Raw genomic sequence first — 20,958 nt, forward strand, 5'->3', positions numbered from 1 at the left:
GAAACAATTTTAGACTAAGGGAGCAATATTCCTAAGTTTTTTGATGTTTAAATGGCTGATAGGAGTACCCAAACCCAAGCGGATCAAGGATTATTTTAGCAAGCGATGTGTTCTGCTTCTAAATCTAAAAGGCGCAGCAAATGCAGGTCGCCCCGGGCGATCGCGGCTGCACGTCTACGGTTGAGTAAACGGCACAAATGATCCGCGTGAACTTTTGCCAGGTGATCGTCGAGGGGTTTCTCAAATGTAGCCAAATGCAGTACCGCTCCTCCCTGGGTTTGCGCCGGCTGGCTTTTCTTGGAAACCACTTCGTTGAGGGAATGTTGGGGCTCTGTACTGCTGTAGGATACACCTCGATACTTCAGGCAGTGAGAGGTTTTAGGCACGGGAACATGGCGAGGATAGTGAAATTGGACGCTTTGACCCCGATATTTGCCTGTTAATTCGCTTTCCACTGTATCCATTGGCGAAAAAGAGGTTTCGTACTGATGACCACGATAGGTGAGTTTCATATCTGTTTCTCCTGACTCTAGTTTTAAAGGTGCTGTCTTAAAGACAAATTCTAAACGATCTTCTTATTTCTGTATTCATTGTTACATTTTTTCAGGTTAAATCGAAAAACTTAATAATTATTTAGGAATTGTCCATGTGTTAGGAGTTGAGGGTTGATTTCAGGCTGGATCTGTGTCATCCTCTAAAACACTTTAAATCTTTACCTTGGTTGATCTTCAGCGAGGAGAGACTGCTGGTGGGCTATTTTTTGATTGAGTAGGAAAGATAAAATTACAGGGCGATCGCCAACGGCTATAAAACTTTTATTAAGAAAATTATTAAGAAATGTAAAGAGTGTTAATATTGTCTTAACTGAATTCTTAATCAAACTATCCATGCTAAGTTCCAACTTGCCCGAAGAGTCAGAGCTTCTCAAATCGATCTTAGAACCGCTACTGGAGGATTTTGAATACTGGTTTGAGCGATCGCGCCATCTTTTAGAAACGGAGGAGATGTCCTTTTTGACTCAACCGCAACAATCTGACCTTCTGAACCGAATTATCCAAGCCCAACAGAAGGTGATAGCGACTAAAACGCTGTTTCACGCGACCGGGGGGCAAGTGGGAATAGAAATTACGGTATTAATGCCTTGGCATAAACTATTAACAGAATGTTGGCAGGTGGCGGCTCGGTTTCGTATGGAACAAGCTAATCAAGTCAAAAATTAAGATCACAGGGTAAACCCCGAAACAATTAATCATTTTTTAAGTCGAAAGGTTCAATTTCTTGATAGAGTATAGGAAGATCCAGGTAAATGAGCGTTTCAATCAATCTCCCGGATTAAGCTCTAAAATAAAATACCCTTTCTATTAAAAAATCGCTGTAAATTAACCGAATAAACCCTAGCATTAAGGAGATAAAAATGTTACACTTAGTTTACGTCTTGGCTTTTACAATTCTGGCTTTTCTGGCTGTTCGGAATTTAATTCAGAGTCTTTTGACCGTGGGGATGGAATCCCATAAACTTCATGATCCTCGCAACTATGGCGGGTTAAATCATTCGGGACAAAGGGGAAAAGTCCTCCATCCAGAACTACTCGATGACACCGGAAATTTAATTAATGAACCTTTGTTAGTAATGCGCTCTTTATCCGTTCAGGATGCGCGAAATCAATTAGATAATTTATATGAATCTTCTCCGGGTTATGGGGATGATAACCGTGACGAAGAATAAAAATCATAAAAAAATTTAAGTTGAAGTGGGAAAGCCCACACCCGTTTCGATAGAATGGGGTGTGGGTAGGTCGCCCAGCCTATATAATATTCTCAAGGAGTTAGCCCTAGTTCCCCACAGTTCTCCATGGTTCCATGTTCTGGTAGATTAAACCTAAATATTGATCGTTAACCTGTGATTTTCAGTTAAATTAGGAATTATCAGCTTGCGATTCCATCTATGGTGTTAAACAAAAAAGATACATCGATAGTCACCTTAACGTTATTGTTATCAATAGCGACGAGTCCGGTTGCCTGGGCGACCTCTCGGTGGAACTCCAACTCTAGCGTCACTTCTTCCGCGCTTTCAGAGTCATCCTTATGGTCTCGCGGACAGGTGAGAAATATTGATATTAAGTCGGAGTCAGAGGACTGGAGTGTTCAAAATCCAGGGGATTTCAAGCTGAAATCCGGATCTAATTCGGCGGTTAGGTTGATTGCTAAGTCTCCTATTGCTCTGAGCCAGATTGACCCGCGTTTATCCCCAGCTAACACCAACAATGATAGCCTAGTGGGGCAATCTTCCCAAATGCAGCCCACAACAGTTCCGGCGACGGAAGGAGAAATTCCCATTTGGTTGTGGTGGTTACTTCCTGTGATTCCATTTTTGGGTTTATGGGTCAATTTACAATTCAAAGCTCAACGTTCTAAGTCCCCAGTCAAAAAACAAGAAGACCCTATTTCTGTTCCCTCATCTACAAAACCCGATGTTACAGGGGAGCAACCTCAGAAAAATTCTAATCAAATTGATTTTAACAGTTTGACAGAACCCCTGAAAACTCCATTTTCTCCAACTATTAATAAGCAGTTTATAGAACCCTTAAAAACTCCATTTTCTCCAACTATTACTACTTTTTCTCTCCCTCGTACTATTATTAAGAAAGATAATCATACAGAAACGTTTGAATTAGAAGAAAATCTTCAACCCCAAGGAGCATCTATTAGTTTAATGGAATCGGAGGCAGATAATTTAGATTCTGCGATCGCTATTCCCCATCAAGAATCAATTTTGTTAGAAGATGAAGATCAGGTTAAAACTCAATCCGAGGCAGAATTTTTGATTTCATCAGAATCTCCTGAACCGGGATTTTATCCGGTTGAAAATGGAGAAATTGAGGAAGTTTCGGAAGTCGTATTAATTAAGGAAATTGACCCGAATGAAGCTGAAGCTGTAATTGCAGAATTTTTGACAACAAAAATATCGGTTTCAGAAATAGTAGAACCTGAACCTGATATTCAGAATGAATCTATTATTGTGGAATTGGATAGTACGGAATTAGAATCGACGGTTGCTCCGGTTAGTGATGGGTTGACGGAACCGGAAATATCGGTTTCAGAAATAGTAGAATCTGAACCCGAGTTTCAGCATGAATCTGTTATTGTGGAATCGGATAGTACGGAATTAGAACCGACGGTTGCTCCGATTGATAATGAGTTGGCGGAACCGGAAATATCGGTTTCAGAAATAGTAGAACCGGAACCTGAGTTTCAGCATGAATCTATTATTGTGGAATCGGATAGTACGGAATTAGAACCGACGGTTGCTCCGATTGATAATGAGTTGGCGGAACCGGAAATATCGGTTTCAGAAATAGTAGAACCGGAACCCGAGTTTCAGCATGAATCTATTATTGTGGAATCGGATAGTACGGAATTAGAATCGACGGTTGCTCCGGTTACTCATGAGTTAACGGAACCGGAAATATCGGTTTCAGAAATAGTAGAATCTGAACCTGATTTTCAGCATGAATCTGTTATTGTGGAATCGGATAGTACGGAATTAGAATCGACGGTTGCTCCGGTTACTCATGAGTTAACGGAACCGGAAATATCGGTTTCAGAGGTACTAAAACCGGAAACCGAAGTAATAGAATTAGGAGTACCTCATCAAGAGATTCGTTCAGAAACAGACGTAGCAGCTACTAAATTTAATGTAGGAAAAGAAATAAAATTTGAACCCTCCCTTGCGGATGTAGACCAGGGACTTGCACCATTACCCGAGGGATATGGTCAGAGTCAGATTTTCCTGTTACCCCGTGATCCAAATTGGGCCTATGCGTATTGGGATATTCCTAACGAACATAAAGAACATATCCGTCACCAAGGCGGGAAACACCTTCTCCTGCGGGTTTATGATGTCACTGCAATTGATCTTGATACCCAACCGCCATTGTCGGTGCAGGAATATGAGTGTGATGAGATGGCTAGAGAATGGCATATTCCTATTGCCATGAGTGATCGAGATTATATTGCCGAATTGGGTTATTTAACGCTGGATGGACGTTGGTTAGTCTTAGTCAGATCTAATCATATTCATATCCCCCCCATTTATCCGACGGACTGGGAAAATTACCAATTTATTAATATTCCTTGGGATGAAGACCTCAGAGGAAAAACCTTTTTCAAACTCTAACAATTCTACAAGATTAATTTTAGATATTAAACAGGCTGTTAGTGAAAACTGACAGCCTATTTAATGACTACCCTATTCACCGGATATTAACAAGATTGAAAAATGTTGTTCTTGGTTATAGAGACAACAATACCTTTAAATCTTTGATAATTGATGGGTGAAGAAGGTTAGATCTTGAGGATTAAGTTAGTTTTTCTAATCCAGCTTGAATAGCTCCGATGAGATTATCTTGCTCTGGTGGAAAGCCTTGAAGACTGATATCAAGAGGCTGATTTGTAATCCAAATAATATAGAATCCTAGTTCTTTATCAACTAATTTTAGGGAAACGGCGAGAGCTTCGGGGGTGGGTTCTTGATATATTCCTACACGATCTTGAATACAAAGAATGAGGGCTAATTTAGACTTTTGTAATTCATCTTGAATGGTGAATAGGTGTTGTTGAAGTTCGGCTGCATTACGAACTGTTGGCGGTTTTCCAGAGATATTCACTTGCGGATGTTTATAGATTTTAGTTGAAAGGAAATTTGCGATCGCTTCTTCATTAGTTTCAGTCGCTAAATTTAGGCTATTAATCACTAACGGATAAACGGTTTCTGTCGGTTTCAGTTGTTGAGCAAGGTCAGTCAATTGAGGTTTGAAGGTTGGAATAGAAATTTGACTATGCCATGCTTCCCAAAATTCTTCATATCTAAAATGTTCAGAACATTCAGCAGCAACATCATAAGCTAGTTGATAAATTGAACTGGATTCGTCATTATTTTGATAATTGACATATCTACCCATCGTTGAAACTATTAACCTTTTTGCTTCAATTTTTGAAACTGTGTTTTCAGCCAGATTTATATTGATGGCATACAAACTATATACAATTGCTTTGACTGTTATTTTATTTTGGGGAATTGATAATAAATCAATAAGTTGTTGAACCGTTTGTAAATCTTGAACAGGAAAATAAGTTAAATGATAATAAGTTAAAAGATATAAAATTGCACATTTCATCTCGGAATTTACCGCTGATTTTAGCTGTTTAAGTAACAAGTTTATTATTTCCTGCTCATTGCCTACTTCTTCATAACGAATCAGCATTTTTAATCTTGCTATTGATGCGCCTTTAATAAAAGGATGATTATTGGGATTGATTAACTCTAGTAACTCACTAACATTACTTAAAGCAAATATATTATTAAGTTTGTTATTAAATAAATTCTTAAGTTTATCTACTTCGGATTTATTTTTTGTTAAAAGTTTTTCTTCTATTAACAACTCTCGATAAACCAATAGCCAAAATTCATATTTTTCTGGATATTCGGTTTTTATAAAAGATTCTATGTATTCAAAGTGCATCCAAATATTTAAGTAATAAATTAGATCTTCTTCAATTGCATCTTGTGCATGTTTAATTTTCCAGATTTCATCAGTTATTTTATCAAAAAAAATTCCATAAATTACGAATTGTTCTTGATATTTATTCCATTCATCCCACAAACGTAATCGGTAATCATAATTATCCTCATGATCTATATGTTCATAAGTGATATCATTAAGACTTGTGTTTCTAAAATTGAATAAAAAATCTTCTAATAATCTGTAGTGATAATGTTTATTAAAAATATTATTGCATCCATCTTTAAATTTTATTAATGCCCATGCAAATTCTTCTTTGAGTGGATCTTCAATATGATTAAGTAGGTGGTCATAAATAGAGTTAAAATAAGAAATGAAGAAATATCAGAGGAATAGTCATGCCACTGAGGTTAAGAATTCAACTAACAGAAGAAGAAAAACAAGAGCTACTAACTCTGTATCAGCAAGAGAAAGTTCCGAAAAGAACAAGGCAGAGAATAGATATATTAATGTTTAGTGATGGAGGATGGATGGTCTCAAAAATAGCCCAGACTTTAAGGTGTTCAGAAGCCATGGTAAGAAAAACAATAACTCGATGGATAAATCAAGAAAAAGAAGGATTATTTGATGCTCCTCGTTCGGGAAGAAAACGGAGGTGGAAAGAAGAAGATATAGAATATTTAGAAACTTGTATAGAGTCAGATGAAAGAACTTATAATAGCCGTCAACTGTCGGAAAAACTTCTGCGAGAGAGAGCGATCGCACTAAGCGCAGAAAGAATTAGAAAAATCTTAAAAAAAAAAGACTGGCGCTGGAAAAGAACAAAAGCCAGTTTAAAGAAAAAACAGAATCCCGAAAAAACAGCGAGCAAGAAAAGAGATTTGGAGACGTTAAAGCGTTATGAAGAAGAGGGTTTGGTCAGATTAAAATATTTAGATGAGGCAGGTTTTTGTTTATGGAGTCCTGTGAGTTACACCTATGTAAAAAAGGGGAAGCAGAAACAAATAAACCAGACGAAAAAGCGAGGAAAAAGATTGAATGTAATTGGAGTATTAGAAAAAGGAAAAAGTTTTGAGTACGGTTTAAGTTTGTCAGGAATTACAAGTGAGAATTACATAAAATTTATAGATTGGCAAGCGGAAAAAGCTGAAAAGCATTTTCAAAATACTCGACAAATTACCGTACTGATTCAAGACAACTATAGCGTCCATAAAAGTCAAAAAATACAAGAAAAAGAAAGGGAGTGGCAAGACAAAAAATTAGAATTTTTTTTCCTGTCTGCTTATAGCCCTGAATTAAATGAAATCGAACCAGAATGGCATCAATTAAAAACTCATGAACTGGCGGGAAGAATGTTTGAAGATGAATATGATTTGAGCCAAGCTGTGATTCAAGCCATTGAAGATAGAAACGAAAGAAATGATTGTACCTGCGATCGCTTGCGATTTAATTCCCTGAGTAACTCTCAAGAATTATCCTAAACAATCTTTTTCTATTATTGACTTTATTTATGACCACCTACTTACTTCCTGCCCACAGCAAAATAACTTCTCTCCATTCATGTTCAAAAGCTCGATAACGTTTGTATTCACCCTGGCTATCTTTAACAGGTTTATCAATATGGTTAGAAGGGAGGAAAAAGTCCCGAGTTTTGATTGATAATGCTGCAAAATATTCTTGAAAAGTTGGGTGAAAGAACGCATACACAGATTCAAGCGGGTTTTCTTGTGCAACACCGATGGGAATTAGCCAGTTAAGTTTAACAGCTAAATCAAATAATAAAATTTTTTGCTCATCCTTTCCTAGAAACTGAGTTATAAATTTCTGAGATAGCCGAAACCGAGATATTTCTTGGTTAAGAGCAGTTTTAGCAAGTTCTCCTAAAAAATTATTTAGATTTTGCCGTACTATTTCATCTAGGGTGACTTGAACTTTATTTTTGTTCCATTCATAGAAAGCATCAACAAACCACTCATATAACCTGGCTTTAATTTCAGGAAGTTCTGGTTCCCCTTCTTGCCGTTGCCAACTATAACACAGTAAGGTTAAGCTAAGAGGATTTTTAACAAGATCTTGAATAACTTTCTTATTTGATTTTGCAAGTTCTGACTTCAGTTTTTCTCCTTGCTCATAGTTATTCTTAAACCAGTTACTAATAAACTGATGTACTTCGGTTGGATAGTCAAAATCTAAGTTTTGGTAAACGTCAAATCCATCCAGTGAATTTTTTCCCATATCCCAAACATTTAACCGACAGGTCAGCACAACCCGAATATTTTGTAACCATCCTTCATTCATTTGAGTTGCAATTTGATAGAGTGGATGAGAAACAGACATTTCATCTACCCCATCTAAAAGCAACCAAACTTTTCCAGTTTTTAACAAGTTTCCGAGTTCATCTTGATAGTGTTGGGGTGCAGTTTCTAGTTCCTGAGTTGCATTTCTCAGCCAATCATTCAGTAAATATTCATTAATAGATTTTTCTCCTATTTCAGTCAACGATATCCAAATCGGAATATCATCAGTTTTTTCTAAAATCCATTCTCCAATTTTTTGCAGTTGGGTAGTTTTTCCGGCTCCTGCTTCACCAATAATTGCAATACGGCTTCCTTGACTTTTTGCACTTTGCTTTTCCTTCAAAACTTTTGTAAAAAAGTCGTCATAGCTAATTGGCGTAACTTTATCATCATTGTTCTTTGTAGATAATGGCAAAGTATGGTTATCAGGAGTATATTGAGGCTTGTCTGCTTTTTCGACTACACCTAATTTTATAAAAATATCATCAACTTTAAAACGCACTCCAGTTGTTAGGGGATTTGTTGTTAACCATTTTCTTTGATTTAGTAATTCCTGACAAATTTCTCGCCAGTCAATATAAATGGCTTCTTCTAACTGTTCTGAGTCATCAGAGTTACAGATGTCTGTTATGGAAAAACCAAAAACTTCTGAGATCAGGCGCGCATTAGATCGATAAACTGCTTTTCCTTGAAAAAAACGTTCAACGGTATCCTCAGAAATATAAGTTTTTTGTGAAATAGTGTCAGCAATTCGTTTATATGTCCACTTTTTACCTTCTGGTGTTGGGTGATGGTCTTTTGCATCTATAATTTTTTGTAAACCGTCAATACTTGCAGGAATACGGGATGGGGGAATTGTCATAAATACCGAACCTTGTTGAATTAACTCAATCTTAGATAAATTTTATTGGAAAACCAAGGGCAGATAGGGGCAGATTATCTGCGGTCATCTGATCTGTATTATCATTGAGAAAATTGATAGGGTGAAATTGTCGTATTCATAAATACTATGACAGCATTTCAACTCAATCTTTTTCAACCTGACGTTTCTGCCGATCTCTCCGATAATTTACCCTTTGAGCGGGGAGAAATGGTTAATGCTTATGCTTTATCCATTGGAGAGATCTTGCGGAGAGTTTTAGGAAATGAATATTGGTACAATTTTGAGTTTCCCTTGCAGTTACTTTGCAATAAGGGGGAACATACATTTTTACCGAAAGAACTTTGGCAGTTTTGGGTCAAATCCAGACTGGATATTACGGTGATGAGTACAAAATTAGGAGAGAATTGCCGCAAGGCGTGTTTATTAGTGGAATGTCAATCACCGTTTCATGATTGGCCAGATGCACAACAGCGCGATCGCATGAAAGCTAATATTATTCGTCCTACGGGTATTCCATTAATTTATGCGCGATATGCAGATTATCCGAGAATATTAAGATTTTGGACAGATAGCGCAGAAGAAGTATTTTATAATCCGTTTACTGGAGACGGTTGGGAAGCATTAACGAGATTGATCAAGAATCAGTGTCTCTAACTTATTTGATATTAGTTGGGGTGTCAGCATTATGTTTGCACACCCTTTAGCTGTTTTTACACCTAATAGGGAACTATGGCAACAGAATGATGAATTAGCAATAATAATTCTAATGCTCAAATAACAGGAACCCTGCCAATTACAGGGAATTATCGTGTTATAGTTAATTCTATTGCTATAATTTATATCAAAAGTTTAAACCCATCTAAATTTAAAGGACAATTTAACATGATCTCACCACAATTATTAGAAATAGAAAAATCCATCAATAATTTATCCTTAGTCGAAAAACTATGGTTATTAGAAAATATTGCTCGAAAAATACGAGAAGGAGATTCCGAGATTAATCAAAAAGAATCTATTCAAGAAATTACCCTAGAGGATAAACTAAATCAGATGAAAGAATTTTTAGCTACTCCTTGGGAGGGAAAAGAAGATTTTTTAGAAATTATGACAGAAGTTGATCAAGAACGTCATTGTTATTTAGGTCGGAAAATTGAATTATAATCACTATAGGATTGTGTTATTATGTATTTACTAGATACCAATATTTGTATAGCAATTAATAATCTTAATTCTAAAGTTTTAACAATATTTTATCAGAAGTATTCTCAATGCTATGTTCCTACTATTGTAATTGCAGAACTCTATAAAGGTGCTTATTGTTCTCAACAAATAGAACAAAATCTTACCAGAATCAACCATTTTTTAAATTTGATTCCAATGATTATTGACTTTGATCAACAAGCAGCAGTTGAATTTGGGAAAATTCAAGGAGAACTCAGAAAACAAGGAAAACCTACGGGAGAAATTGACGCTATAATTGCAGCGATCGCTCGTTCACGAGGAGATATTATTGTTACAAACAATACTCGTCATTTTATTGAAATCTCAAAGTTACAGATCGAAAATTGGCTAGGTTAATAATTCTTATTTTGAGTTACAAGTACAAGTTGCGCCGCAATAATCAGCAGTTTTAAAAATTATTATACTGGCTCGACAAGTAATTGTCTCTGGTGGCATATTTAGGGCGAAATTCCTAAAGAATCCCATATCATTCAGACGTGGGAGTGTCAAAGCTCCATTATAATTGATCTCAAAAGTTAAATACTATCCAATCTTTAATGGAGTTGAGTTATATTTGACTATAAAAATACCCAAGTGTCTATGCCTAGCAATCCCTCACCTCAATTATCCTCTGAACCAGCAAAATATCTTCAGGAAAAACTAACGGGTTCCATCTGGATGCAACAGAAGAAATACCCTTATTTATTTGAACTCAATGGCACTTGTGAGATATTAAACCATAGTCGTTCGGGTCATTACACCATCTCACCGGATGCTCGCTCCGTTTTCCTGACTTGGACAAACCCGGCTTTTACTGAAGAATTGTATGTCCTAGCGGATGGGAATTTTTTCTTAGGTGGGAATGTGTTAGTTCCCAGTCGTAAATCAGGCAATCATCGCTTTCCCTGCTATCCTCTACCTCAGCCCGATCTAAATAACTATCAGTTTGAGATCGATACGGGTAAAATGCCTAATTATGGAAATATAACCCGAGAGGGTCGCCAGGTCAGATTTATTCATACGGGTTATGGTGCAAATGTCTTGTCTGACGAACTGCGGGAGTTTGATTCCGAAGAAGCAGCCGAAGACTACTACCATTCCACCATTCGCTATTATGACCCTTACTACGCACCCGGTCATATCAACGAACCCATTTACCTAGAATTCTCCGATAACAAGTCCCACAAATTCTATGAAGTCACGGTGAGTGGATTAACGGTCACGTTTGGCTATGGGCGCATTGGTGCGTCTGGAAAAACCGACCACAGCACCTATAACAGTCCTAAAAAAGCCCTAGCTGCGGCCCAGAAAAAAATCAATGAAAAGTTGAAAAAAGGCTATGTGCTATTCCCAAAAGGCAAGCCCAGCCCATCCAAATCTTCTGGAGCACCCCCAGTAGTAAAAGAACCTCCCAACCAAGAATCCATTCCCTACTGGCTACCGGAGGATTTTCGCGTTTTTATCAGTGATCGGGGTATCGTGGGCACTGATGCTGGTGGGACAAATAGAATTGAGGAGCAAATTTTGCCGACCGTCAATCAGTACACCGGTGCGGATGGTGGATATGTGGCGTTTTACTCACGAAATCCGGCCAAGGCTGTATATTCAGTGGGGGGCGGGATCTATGTGGTAGGACAGATTCGGCTTAAGGGTAGATATATTGGCAGAATTTTTCATCCGGCGGGTTACGAAAATCAAGATATTAGTGTTGTCCCAGAATTCAAAGCCTTATGTCGTGAAACCTTTGGTGTGGAAGGATGGGCCGGAGGCGATACCGGAGGCTGGTTTGCCATGAGCAATCACCGTCCCGAAGCGATAGTTGAGGAAAGAACTCCCCCGACAACCCCGGGAATTCTTCTAACTGTTAAACCCGGGGAAGATGTTTACTGGAATATTGTCAATTTCCGACCCGGCTCCACTGTGGAAATTGTTGCGATCTCCCCTAATTCTTGGTTCTCTTTTAACCTGATGGCGGGGGAAATTTTCGCCTATCACTTCAATGCGCGTCCGAGTGAAGGACAAATCGTCCAAAATACTAAGGTTGAGAATTGGGGGCCGGAGGAAAGACTACTTTTCCCCCCAGAGATGGCTGTGGGTAAAACCTTTACGGTGAAGATTGTCGTGAAGGAAACCCAATTGGCTGTTTATTTGAATGATAGCTTCCTCTGTAATTACCGACATCGCATCCCACCGGATGCCATTGATCGTCTGCGATTAATTTGCTCCCATGGGAGTCTGCCCATTTTATCCGTCAATATATCTGAACCCGTGGCTAACTCTAATCTCGATATTACCCAATTTGTTCGTCCCGCCTGGAAACCTATTGTGAGTGAAGGGGATGGCGATCGCCTCGCTTCCAAGTTTTCCGGTCGTCCCTGGCTGGCAATAGATGAAACCTGGCCCGCTTGTCCCTGTTGCGCCGAGCCGATGCAACTGTTTGTTCAACTGAATTTGAGTCAATTGCCAGAACCTGTCCGTGAGGAGTTTGGTACAGGTCTGTTGCAAATGTTCCACTGTGTGTCTGATCAGTGTGGGTTTGAGGTAGAAGAAGGAACAATTTATTATGGTAGAGTTCCATTCCTAATTAAAAACGTCAGAATTCGTCTGGTACAACCCGTGGGTCTGGGCTCAACTCCATCCCTACCCCGAATCGATGGAGAAGATTATGGAACTTCTTTACCCCCTAAGACCATCACCGAATGGCTAGAAATTAAAGACTATCCCGACCCTGATGAACTGGTGGCACTGGTCTATGGTTGGGAGCGGTTGAAGGAATATGACTTGTGGGATGCCGTGGTGGAGCGTTTCGGTCTGGATGATTCGGATGACTACGATCAGCTATACCCCACCGATGAAAGTGATAAGCTGGGCGGCTACCCGCGCTGGGTTCAGGGTGTGGAGTGTCCAGGCTGTCCCGTTTGTCAGGCTCCGATGCGGCAAGTGTTTCAACTGGCTTCGTACGAAAACCTTAACTATGGGTTTGGTGATTTGGGAATTGCCCATATTCTGCAATGTAAAACCCATAAAGATCAGTTTGCCTTTGTTTGGGCCTGTGGCTAAATCTCTTGAGAAAACGCACTTTGATTCAATTTTTGTTGCCTTTGGTCGTGCTGGTTAGTCCAACCCTATTCATTCTATGGGGTGCTTTTGCGCGGGTGGGGCTGTCCAGTCGTCTGCTTTTAATTCCGGTGGGTGGGATAGTTGGGTTTCTACTGATGGCTATAGCTGGGGCCTCTTTCTATGGGTTTATTATCTGGCTGGATGATCGTAAAACGGGCCCACCCGAAGCCGGGGCCATTGGAGCGGCAACGGGTCGGGCGATCATGACGTTTATTTGGATGGTATTACTGGGCTGGATGGGTTCAGGATTTGGGGCTTGGTGGGTGACGATTTATTGGGTAGATTAGGGCTATTTTTTCTGCTATAATAAACAGAATCTATGGAACCGTAAAATTTTGCGTTTCTCCTCAATAAACGATTAAAAATACCAATGCCTTTTAATTTTACGCCACCAAAATCTAATCAAGTTTTGATCACATTTGTTTCTGTTCTCGGTTTAGGTTTAAATTTAGTCAGTAGCCCTTTAGCTATGGCTGAATTAGTTAATCCCAATTTGATTTCGGTGTCAACTCAAGGAGCAACTGTAACCGGAAAAGAGGGTCAATATATTGCTAAAATTGTGGTAAATAGTTCTGCGGATACAGCTTGGAAAGTTTTAATTGACTATAATAATTTTGATCAATTTTTGCCCAATGTGATTAGTAGTAAAGTCTTAAAAACCGAAGGCAATCATAAGGTATTTGAACAGGTCTATCAAATTCAAGCGTTTATTTTTAATCAAAAAACTAGAGTTAAAATTGCTACGACAGAAACCTATCCTAAACAAATTGATTTTAAACTGGTTGATGGGGATTTAAAAGCCTTACAAGGAACTTGGAAAATTGAACCGATTTCTGCCAAACAAGTTTTAATTGAGCATCAAGTGACAGTTGATCCGGGTTCTACTCCCAGCCGAACTTTATTTTATAATATCTATCAAAATAGCTTGAAACAAACCCTAGAGGCGATTAAAAAAGAAACAGAAAGTCGAAATTAGTGATCAGATTAGATTGATTTGGGGGGAGAAATGGGGTTTCTCCCTAATTTGGATTGAATTAAGACAAAATGCGTTCAACAGTGGCGCGATAGGAATTACTATCTAACCCATAACCGGAGTTAAGCATACTCGGATCTAAAAGTCGTTGCATGGCAGAAATGCGATCGCCGGTCGCGGGGTGAGTGCTAATAATGGTTGGGGGAGAGCCACTTTTTAACAGTTTAGCCATAAAATCAACGGCGCCTCGGGGAGCATAACCGGCACGAATTAAAGTTCCTAAACCCATGCGATCGGCTTCATATTCAGCTTCACGGCTTTTAGGGCGGTTTAAGGCTAGTTCTACCCCAATTTGAACTAATTTGTTTTGATCCGCACCGACGGCCGTAGCCACTCCCGCAGCAATGGCCGCTTGACGCATTTGTTTGATCGCATGACGTCCGGCAATATGTCCGATTTCATGGGCCATCACACTGGCTAATTCCGCTTCATTATCGGCCGCCGCAATTAAACCCGTATGAATATAAACAAACCCGCCCATGGTGGCAAACGCATTAACATTGCGATCATCAATTACTTGAAAAGTATAGGGAATATTAGGCCGATCACTGGCTTGAGCTAGACGTTGACCAATTTGGTTAATATAGTTTTGAGCGTCTTGATTACGAAATAATTTAACTTGTTTGGAGAGTAATTCTTGATTAATTTGTTCTCCGATCGCCATTTCCTGTCGTGCAGATAAATTCGATAATTGAATAACTTGAACTCCTCTAAAGATTAACTCGGGTAAAGGAATTGCCAAGGTGGCGATCGTTGAACTTAATACAATACTCAGGGTAAGAGTTATTGAAATCACAGGATATAACCAACGATGACGTAAAGATCGGGTAATTGAAAAGCGGTTTAACATAATGAGTACAGGTGAGAATTTACAGGTTATAGTCAAAAACCCGTTGTTGCGCTTATAGGGCTTCATCAGGGGGCTATCAGTCCAACAACAAATCCATATCGTTGTTGCGCTTATAGCGCTTCCTAATGAGGCCATCAGTCCAACAACAAATCTATCAAGGAGATCTCAAAACCAGATTTAGGATTAGAGGTAGAAAAACCGCATCACAGGGCATTTAAACTGATCGACGCAGATCCCAGAAACTAGGTTTCTCAATCTAAAATAACCAGGACTTACGTACAAGACCAAAGAAACCGGGTTTCTAGCCCTGATTTTGCGGATGAAATCGGTGATTTCTCGTTCAGAAACCCGGTTTGGTGCGTCAGTCCTAATAACGATAAGAAACCCAATTACTGATCGCTGATTTCCTAAACCGACCAAGTGGCTAAATAAGCATCATTTCCTCCTAATGGGTTAGGATTAATCGCGTTAGTCGTTGTCGCAACCGAGGGTTGGCTTACTGTCCCCAAAATCACGGCTTGACCCTTTGCTACTGCAAAACCATTCACACTTCCTTTCGCCCCATCAGCATCAGCCGTTTGAGTTAAAGGAGTCCAGAATTTTCTGATAGTATAATCAGCCGATAATCCTAATACTGCCATTTCTCCCAAGGTATAAGCTCCAACGGGTTGATTATTAATGGTTTTAGCCGGACGATTTTGCAATTGAAAAGCCGAAGATCCTCCTATATATACATTACCAAATTCGTCAGCCGTGATGGAATTGGGAGTAAAACTATTGCCTCCGGTGCTAGTTCGAGTAACAATAAATTGACCCCGATCAACTGTTCCATTATTAGGATTAATTTTTGCGTGAAAAGTGAAAGTTCCCGCCCCAGCACCGGAGAAATTATTAAAGGAATCAAGATCAACTTTTGTGGCTAAATTTTCAGTAATGGTTTGACCATCCCGTTGAAAAACATTATTGCCACCATCGGTTCTTCCTAAGAAATAAAGTCCCCCATCTTTACCTATTGTAATTCGTTCTCCTCTTGTATCTGCTCCTAAATTTTGTCCGGTGACTTCTGTTGCACTAAAATCCCAGGTTTTCCATAGAGAATTCAAGGAAGAATCAAACCCGCGTAAGAAAGGAGTTTGTAAAATACTGGTGACTTGATTATACCCGGTAACAAAGACTTGTTTAGTAGTAGGATCAATCGTAATATCCGCCGGATTAACATTGGTTCCCGTTAAGGTTGTGCTAGTTAATTGAGTTCCCGTGGGATTCCATAAGGTAATCGTATCCGTACTATTATTTAAAGTGGCAACTGTACCATCATTTGCGATCGCAACTCGATTAAAAGTTCCCGGTTGTGACCATAAAACCGTATCAGCTGTAGGGTCATAAACCTTAATGCCAAAATCCCCAACGGCTACTATTTCTCCGGTATCTCGATCCACATCTAAATCATTGACAAGACCGCCTAATGGTGTATTAGATAAAGCGGCTGTATTGCCATTTTGTAACCGTTGAATTTGCCCCACACCGTTGAAATTACTCGCAATAATAATATTATTATCAATGGGCGAAATTTCCACCGATGCACCACTATCATTTCCAGTTGTTCCTAAATAGGTTGCACTATTTAACTGGAGATTTTCACTCGGATCATTATCAACAATTTGTAGAATTGCCGTATTTTGAGTTCCGATTGTTGCAGTTCCAGCAGTTAAAGTTAATGCTAAATTAACGGTTTCCATCGGTTCAAATACTGTATCATCAATGACTGGAATTGTAATGGTTTTCGGGGTAATATCTCCATCAGCAAATGTTACCGTTAGGGGCGCACTATTATAGTCTGAATTAGCCGTTGCAGTTCCATCCGTTGGCGTAATGGTTGCTGTGACTAAACCGCTACTTTCTTGGGTTCTATTAATCGTAATTGTGTTAATAGGTATGCCATTTTCATTCACACTAAAATTAGCTGAACTAAACTCTAAAACGCTTACAGGTACGGGAGTTGGCGTTGGTACGGGTGTTGGTATAGGTGTTGGTATGGGAGTTGGTACGGGAGTTGGTACAGGAGTTGGTATTGGTGTTGGTATGGGAGTTGGTACAGGAGTTGGTACAGGTGTTGGTATTGGTGTTGGTATGGGTGTCGGTATGGGTGTCGGTACGGGAGTTGGTTCTACTGTAGGTATGGGTGTCGGTGCTAATGTTGGTACGGGAGTTGGTTCAACCGTTGGTATGGGTGTCGGTGCTAATGTTGGTACGGGAGTTGGATCTGGGATCGGGTCTGAACCTTCAAAAATAAAATTATCAGAATTGAGACTATTACTATTTACATTTTTGAGAATTGCTAAATATTCATTAGAATTTTTATCTTGAATAATCGTATCATTAACATATTCCCCAGTTCCTTGAGTAATATTTAACGCAGAGAATGTCAGATTTCCCAATAATCCAATATCATCTTGATTTAAAGTAAAATCCGTGATAATATCAGCATCCGTAATCGCAAATCCTCCCATAGTTTTGCCAATATAAAAGAGATCATTTCCCTCTCCACCTACTATTGTATCAGCACCTAAGTCTCCATAAAGAATATCATTGCCAAAATCACCGAATAATTGATCATCTCCTTCTCCTCCGGCGACTAAATCATCTTCTTTTCCCCCATAAATAGTATCATTATTCTGATTACCAAATAATGTATCTGCACCGCGATCGCCTAAAATAAAATCATTTCCCACATCCCCAAAAATTAGGTCATTATCTTGACCGCCAGCTAAAGTATCGTCATCGTGACCGCCATAAATACTATCATTTCCTTGATTACCAAAAATATAATCAGCTTGTTCATTTCCGCCTAAAATATCATTGCTTTCTAAACCATAAATTGTATCATTTCCTCCCAAACCAAAAATATTATCCTGAAATTCAGTACCAATAATTAAATCAAAATTATTGGTAGGGATAAAATTAGTTTCAGTCGGAGTAATAGCTGTAAAACTTCTTCCCATGGGAAGATTAACCCCCAAACCAAAAGATAATATTTGAGGTTCAGGAATAATCGGGGTCGAACTTAAAAACAAATTTGCAGGATCAAAAGTATCGAGACTCATAATCAATTGTCCTCGTAAAGACTCGCAATAGCTATACTATTTTTCTGGATATCTTGAATTAATCAGGAAAATATTAAATTCAATCTGACTAACGATTGTGTAGATGTAAAAGCTAGTTAAACCCTGATTCTGAAGGTAATGCACTAAATAGTAAAGACGATTTATTTAGGGAAAAAGTTTCTCAGATTCGACTGTTTTTTAACTTGAATAATTTATTTTAAAAAGTAATTTAATATACATTGGATTTTAAAAAATACCGTATTTTTAAGGGTGCTCTGTTATTAATTACGTCCTGTAGTCATTAAAAATACTGAGTAAATGAATAGCTTTTTTCAAAATTACTCGATCTTTGATCCGTAGATCGACTTAGACCCATAGAATTTGATAAATTGACCCATGATCGATTAAAATAAGATCTTAGTGAAAACCAGTCGTCGAAAAATGATTAAACCTGATAGCACTCAACCCGGTTTAGGACAGCAAAGTTGGCAAAGTCAGTTAGATCGGTTTGTGAAGGATAACCGTCAGGAATTAGCCGCCTTAACCTGGGGTTTACACCTACAATGGGGAGAAGAACCCAATACCCTAGGAATTGATCTCAAACCTACTCCCCACTTTGTCGCTTGTCCGAAATCAACCCTTGAACAACTTAATCAAAATGTTGAAAATCGGCTAAAAGAAATTGTCGGAATTGTAGACGGGTATCAACCGAAACAAGAAGTATTAATTATTGGAATTGGTTTTGATCATGTCAGCTTAATTTATTTTGAATCTAATCCTACTCCTCCAGACTGTTTTCAACAAGTGGGAAAAGATGTGGATACTTTATTAACACAGTTAGAAGATTCGATGAATCAAGTGATCATTCTTTCCCATTCCTAGGGACGGGTTGCAAAACAATCTTTAATCATCGTAAAAAATCTCCACAAACTCGCCCAAATCAAAGCAATATCTAATTAATTATTGATTTCTCAATTGAAAGAAAGGGCGGGTTTATTGAATTGTTTTTTGGGTATTCAATATTATTGTCAAAGCTTCCCTACAGAGGAAAATAAAGTTTTTTAATTACGGATATTCAAAGAGACAAACTCGGGTTATCCGATATTGAATGAGTAAAGATAATAAAATATGGGCGGTACAAGATTCGAACTTGTGGCCTCTTCCTTGTAAGGGAAGCACTCTACCGCTGAGTTAACCGCCCGATTAACACATTCGACTATTATAACATAAACTTTTAGAATCACAACCCTATTTTCCAGGATTAATCATTTTACCCCATGCCATCAGGTCAAACCCACGACCGGATAACCCTTTGGAGCTTGCCGTTTATTGCGGGCTTAACCTTTAGCCAAACCCGCAGCAGTCACTTAACCTTTCTGGTGACGGGGAGTTTCCTGTTTAGCGGCTTAATGTTTGGCCCGGATTTAGATATTGACTCCCGACAGTTTCAACGGTGGGGGATGTTGCGTTGTTTTTGGGTTCCCTACCAAAACAGTTTACGCCATCGCTCCTTTTTATCCCATGGGCCATTTATTGGGACGGCGTTAAGGATTCTTTATTTAGCAGGAGGTTTGGGAATTGTGGGATTTTTGGGGTTAATCGTGGCACAATATTTAGGATTACTAACCCGGGAACCCTTAGAAATATTTCAGCATAGTTTGCGATCGCTCTCCCATTATCCCAGGGAATCTATCGCCGTTTATTTAGGATTAGAAATGGGAGCCATGAGTCATTCCTTTAGTGACTGGTCTAACTCTTTATATAAAGAATTTAGAAAATGGCTAAAAACGGGAAAAACTTATGAAGATATTCCAGAAACTCCTAAACCAAAAAAAACAAAACGTCAGGTTTCTGAGTCTTCCCAAATTGAACTTCCCGCGATTAAACCTAAACGTCAGAAATCCAATTCCACAACGGCAAAAAAATCCACCCGTCGTCCTAAAAAGTAAACCGTTGTTAACCCTAAAATCCTAATATTTAAAATGAGCAACACCGAAAATATTACCCTAAATCCCACATTAATTGCCCTACAAAACTTAATTGATGTTGTGGCAAAATTGCGATCGCCAGAAGGGGGATGTCCTTGGGATTTGGAACAAACACCAGAAACCTTAGTTCCCTATATTATTGAAGAAGCCTATGAAGTGGTAGACGCCATTCGGAGCGGGGATAAAAATGCGATCGCCGATGAATTAGGGGATTTACTATTACAAGTCATTTTACAAGCCCAAATTGCTGGAGAATCAAATCAATTTTCTTTAGAAGAAATTGCTAATAATATTACAGAAAAATTAATTCGTCGCCATCCCCATGTCTTTGGGGAAGTGGAAGTGAATAGTGTCGAAGAAGTTAGGCAAAATTGGGAAGAAATCAAATCAGATGAACGGGGAGAAACATCAGAAACTAAAAGTTTTAGTTCTAAATTAAGCCGTTATGCTCGACAATTACCTCCCTTAATTGCGGGGATGAAAATTTCTAAAAAAGCTGCCGATATTGGATTTGAATGGGATAATATTGAGGGAGTTTGGGATAAATTTGATGAAGAAGTTGCCGAATTTAAAGAAGCAATTCAAGGTACTGATAAAGAGCATCAACAAGCGGAATTAGGGGATATTTTATTTGTCTTAATTAATTTAGCCCGTTGGTACAATTTAGATCCCCATATTGGGTTACAAGAAACCAATCATCGTTTTATTAACAGGTTATCCAAGGTTGAGGAATATTGCGATCGCCCCTTATCAGAATACAGTTTAGAGGAATTAGACGCCCTCTGGCAACAAGCAAAAGCTATTCTAGCCCAGAAATAAAGCCTAATCATGTTAAAATAGAGAAGGTTTATCAATAGTTTTGGTAAGTTACTATGCCCTCTTTAGAAGTTCGTGAATTTGCCGAAAAAAATTAACCAATTATCTTTTGAGGATAAACAAT

The 20,958-nt window shown here is 38.7% G+C and carries 18 protein-coding genes and 1 tRNA gene; 13 read left to right on the forward strand and 6 right to left on the reverse strand.

Features of this window, described 5'->3' with window-relative positions:
• Window positions 1-95 precede the first annotated feature (95 nt).
• Window positions 96-464 (reverse strand): DUF4278 domain-containing protein, encoded by a 369-nt coding sequence (locus PL9631_RS23630; protein WP_231516833.1) that lies wholly within the window; start codon window positions 462-464, stop codon window positions 96-98.
• Between the two features lie 423 nt (window positions 465-887).
• Between PL9631_RS23630 and PL9631_RS23635 the strand changes: the two genes are divergently transcribed.
• From PL9631_RS23635 to PL9631_RS23645, 3 genes are all read left to right on the forward strand, one after another.
• Window positions 888-1,220, forward strand: a complete 333-nt coding sequence (locus PL9631_RS23635) for a DUF2605 domain-containing protein (RefSeq protein ID WP_083624187.1) — start codon at window positions 888-890, stop codon at window positions 1,218-1,220.
• A 194-nt stretch (window positions 1,221-1,414) separates the two neighbouring features.
• Window positions 1,415-1,726 (forward strand): DUF2973 domain-containing protein, encoded by a 312-nt coding sequence (locus tag PL9631_RS23640; RefSeq protein WP_083624188.1) that lies wholly within the window; start codon window positions 1,415-1,417, stop codon window positions 1,724-1,726.
• 219 nt (window positions 1,727-1,945) lie between these two features.
• Window positions 1,946-4,177, forward strand: a complete 2,232-nt coding sequence (locus PL9631_RS23645; RefSeq protein WP_083624190.1) for a DUF4912 domain-containing protein — start codon at window positions 1,946-1,948, stop codon at window positions 4,175-4,177.
• 181 nt (window positions 4,178-4,358) lie between these two features.
• On the opposite strand, the gene PL9631_RS23650 is transcribed toward PL9631_RS23645, so the two are convergent.
• Window positions 4,359-5,663, reverse strand: a complete 1,305-nt coding sequence (locus tag PL9631_RS23650) for an NACHT C-terminal alpha/beta 1 domain-containing protein (protein WP_083624192.1) — start codon at window positions 5,661-5,663, stop codon at window positions 4,359-4,361.
• A gap of 257 nt (window positions 5,664-5,920) precedes the next feature.
• On the opposite strand from PL9631_RS23650, the gene PL9631_RS23655 reads away from it, so the two are divergent.
• A complete protein-coding gene (locus PL9631_RS23655; protein WP_083616166.1) occupies window positions 5,921-7,003 on the forward strand; it encodes an IS630 family transposase in 1,083 nt (360 codons plus the stop codon).
• Between the two features lie 37 nt (window positions 7,004-7,040).
• Here the strand turns inward: PL9631_RS23655 and PL9631_RS23660 are convergent, their stop codons facing one another.
• Window positions 7,041-8,681 (reverse strand): NACHT domain-containing protein, encoded by a 1,641-nt coding sequence (locus PL9631_RS23660; protein ID WP_083624193.1) that lies wholly within the window; start codon window positions 8,679-8,681, stop codon window positions 7,041-7,043.
• Between the two features lie 147 nt (window positions 8,682-8,828).
• Here PL9631_RS23660 and PL9631_RS23665 point away from each other — a divergent pair, with 147 nt between their 5' ends.
• The 6 genes from PL9631_RS23665 to PL9631_RS23700 all read left to right on the forward strand — a co-directional run bounded on the left by PL9631_RS23665 (window position 8,829) and on the right by PL9631_RS23700 (window position 14,019).
• A complete protein-coding gene (locus PL9631_RS23665; RefSeq protein WP_083624194.1) occupies window positions 8,829-9,356 on the forward strand; it encodes a hypothetical protein in 528 nt (175 codons plus the stop codon).
• 228 nt (window positions 9,357-9,584) lie between these two features.
• Window positions 9,585-9,863, forward strand: a complete 279-nt coding sequence (locus PL9631_RS23670) for a hypothetical protein (protein ID WP_083624196.1) — start codon at window positions 9,585-9,587, stop codon at window positions 9,861-9,863.
• Between the two features lie 21 nt (window positions 9,864-9,884).
• Complete coding sequence (locus PL9631_RS23675) at window positions 9,885-10,280, forward strand: type II toxin-antitoxin system VapC family toxin (protein ID WP_083624197.1); 396 nt, start codon at window positions 9,885-9,887, stop codon at window positions 10,278-10,280.
• Between the two features lie 243 nt (window positions 10,281-10,523).
• On the forward strand, window positions 10,524-12,983 hold the full coding sequence (locus PL9631_RS26350; protein ID WP_197046479.1) for a WGR domain-containing protein: 2,460 nt from the start codon (window positions 10,524-10,526) through the stop codon (window positions 12,981-12,983).
• Window positions 12,984-13,138: 155 nt separating this feature from the next.
• Window positions 13,139-13,330, forward strand: a complete 192-nt coding sequence (locus PL9631_RS26855) for a hypothetical protein (RefSeq protein WP_156090672.1) — start codon at window positions 13,139-13,141, stop codon at window positions 13,328-13,330.
• 83 nt (window positions 13,331-13,413) lie between these two features.
• On the forward strand, window positions 13,414-14,019 hold the full coding sequence (locus PL9631_RS23700; RefSeq protein ID WP_083624200.1) for an SRPBCC family protein: 606 nt from the start codon (window positions 13,414-13,416) through the stop codon (window positions 14,017-14,019).
• A 58-nt stretch (window positions 14,020-14,077) separates the two neighbouring features.
• Here PL9631_RS23700 and PL9631_RS23705 read toward each other — a convergent pair whose 3' ends face one another.
• Window positions 14,078-14,926 carry a M48 family metallopeptidase gene (locus PL9631_RS23705; protein WP_083624201.1) on the reverse strand — a complete coding sequence of 283 codons (849 nt, stop codon included), beginning with the start codon at window positions 14,924-14,926 and terminating at the stop codon, window positions 14,078-14,080.
• 407 nt (window positions 14,927-15,333) lie between these two features.
• Window positions 15,334-18,030 carry a Calx-beta domain-containing protein gene (locus PL9631_RS23710; RefSeq protein WP_083624203.1) on the reverse strand — a complete coding sequence of 899 codons (2,697 nt, stop codon included), beginning with the start codon at window positions 18,028-18,030 and terminating at the stop codon, window positions 15,334-15,336.
• A gap of 420 nt (window positions 18,031-18,450) precedes the next feature.
• Here PL9631_RS23710 and ccmS point away from each other — a divergent pair, with 420 nt between their 5' ends.
• Entirely contained in the window at window positions 18,451-18,912 is a 462-nt protein-coding gene (ccmS, locus tag PL9631_RS23715; RefSeq protein WP_331281289.1) for a beta-carboxysome assembly chaperone CcmS, read from the forward strand.
• A 247-nt stretch (window positions 18,913-19,159) separates the two neighbouring features.
• Here ccmS and PL9631_RS23720 read toward each other — a convergent pair.
• A tRNA-Val gene (locus tag PL9631_RS23720) sits at window positions 19,160-19,231 on the reverse strand.
• Between the two features lie 76 nt (window positions 19,232-19,307).
• Here PL9631_RS23720 and PL9631_RS23725 point away from each other — a divergent pair.
• Window positions 19,308-19,979, forward strand: a complete 672-nt coding sequence (locus PL9631_RS23725) for a metal-binding protein (RefSeq protein WP_083624204.1) — start codon at window positions 19,308-19,310, stop codon at window positions 19,977-19,979.
• A 33-nt stretch (window positions 19,980-20,012) separates the two neighbouring features.
• Window positions 20,013-20,837 carry a nucleoside triphosphate pyrophosphohydrolase gene (gene mazG, locus PL9631_RS23730; RefSeq protein ID WP_083624206.1) on the forward strand — a complete coding sequence of 275 codons (825 nt, stop codon included), beginning with the start codon at window positions 20,013-20,015 and terminating at the stop codon, window positions 20,835-20,837.
• Window positions 20,838-20,958 lie beyond the last annotated feature (121 nt).

Source organism: Planktothrix paucivesiculata PCC 9631 (genome assembly GCF_900009265.2).
GTDB lineage: Bacteria > Cyanobacteriota > Cyanobacteriia > Cyanobacteriales > Microcoleaceae > Planktothrix > Planktothrix paucivesiculata.

What these genes read in the sequence shown, in the direction of transcription:
- PL9631_RS23675 (WP_083624197.1), top strand. Translation starts at nt 9,885, where the DNA reads ATGTATTTACTAGATACCAATATTTGTATAGCAATTAATAATCTTAAT.
- PL9631_RS23635 (WP_083624187.1), top strand. Translation starts at nt 888, where the DNA reads ATGCTAAGTTCCAACTTGCCCGAAGAGTCAGAGCTTCTCAAATCGATC.
- PL9631_RS26855 (WP_156090672.1), top strand. Translation starts at nt 13,139, where the DNA reads ATGGCTATAGCTGGGGCCTCTTTCTATGGGTTTATTATCTGGCTGGAT.
- PL9631_RS23660 (WP_083624193.1), bottom strand. Translation starts at nt 8,681, where the DNA reads ATGACAATTCCCCCATCCCGTATTCCTGCAAGTATTGACGGTTTACAA.
- PL9631_RS23700 (WP_083624200.1), top strand. Translation starts at nt 13,414, where the DNA reads ATGCCTTTTAATTTTACGCCACCAAAATCTAATCAAGTTTTGATCACA.
- PL9631_RS23640 (WP_083624188.1), top strand. Translation starts at nt 1,415, where the DNA reads ATGTTACACTTAGTTTACGTCTTGGCTTTTACAATTCTGGCTTTTCTG.
- PL9631_RS23725 (WP_083624204.1), top strand. Translation starts at nt 19,308, where the DNA reads ATGCCATCAGGTCAAACCCACGACCGGATAACCCTTTGGAGCTTGCCG.
- PL9631_RS23655 (WP_083616166.1), top strand. Translation starts at nt 5,921, where the DNA reads ATGCCACTGAGGTTAAGAATTCAACTAACAGAAGAAGAAAAACAAGAG.
- PL9631_RS23645 (WP_083624190.1), top strand. Translation starts at nt 1,946, where the DNA reads ATGGTGTTAAACAAAAAAGATACATCGATAGTCACCTTAACGTTATTG.
- PL9631_RS23705 (WP_083624201.1), bottom strand. Translation starts at nt 14,926, where the DNA reads ATGTTAAACCGCTTTTCAATTACCCGATCTTTACGTCATCGTTGGTTA.
- PL9631_RS23670 (WP_083624196.1), top strand. Translation starts at nt 9,585, where the DNA reads ATGATCTCACCACAATTATTAGAAATAGAAAAATCCATCAATAATTTA.
- PL9631_RS26350 (WP_197046479.1), top strand. Translation starts at nt 10,524, where the DNA reads ATGCCTAGCAATCCCTCACCTCAATTATCCTCTGAACCAGCAAAATAT.
- PL9631_RS23710 (WP_083624203.1), bottom strand. Translation starts at nt 18,030, where the DNA reads ATGAGTCTCGATACTTTTGATCCTGCAAATTTGTTTTTAAGTTCGACC.
- PL9631_RS23630 (WP_231516833.1), bottom strand. Translation starts at nt 464, where the DNA reads ATGGATACAGTGGAAAGCGAATTAACAGGCAAATATCGGGGTCAAAGC.
- mazG (WP_083624206.1), top strand. Translation starts at nt 20,013, where the DNA reads ATGAGCAACACCGAAAATATTACCCTAAATCCCACATTAATTGCCCTA.
- PL9631_RS23665 (WP_083624194.1), top strand. Translation starts at nt 8,829, where the DNA reads ATGACAGCATTTCAACTCAATCTTTTTCAACCTGACGTTTCTGCCGAT.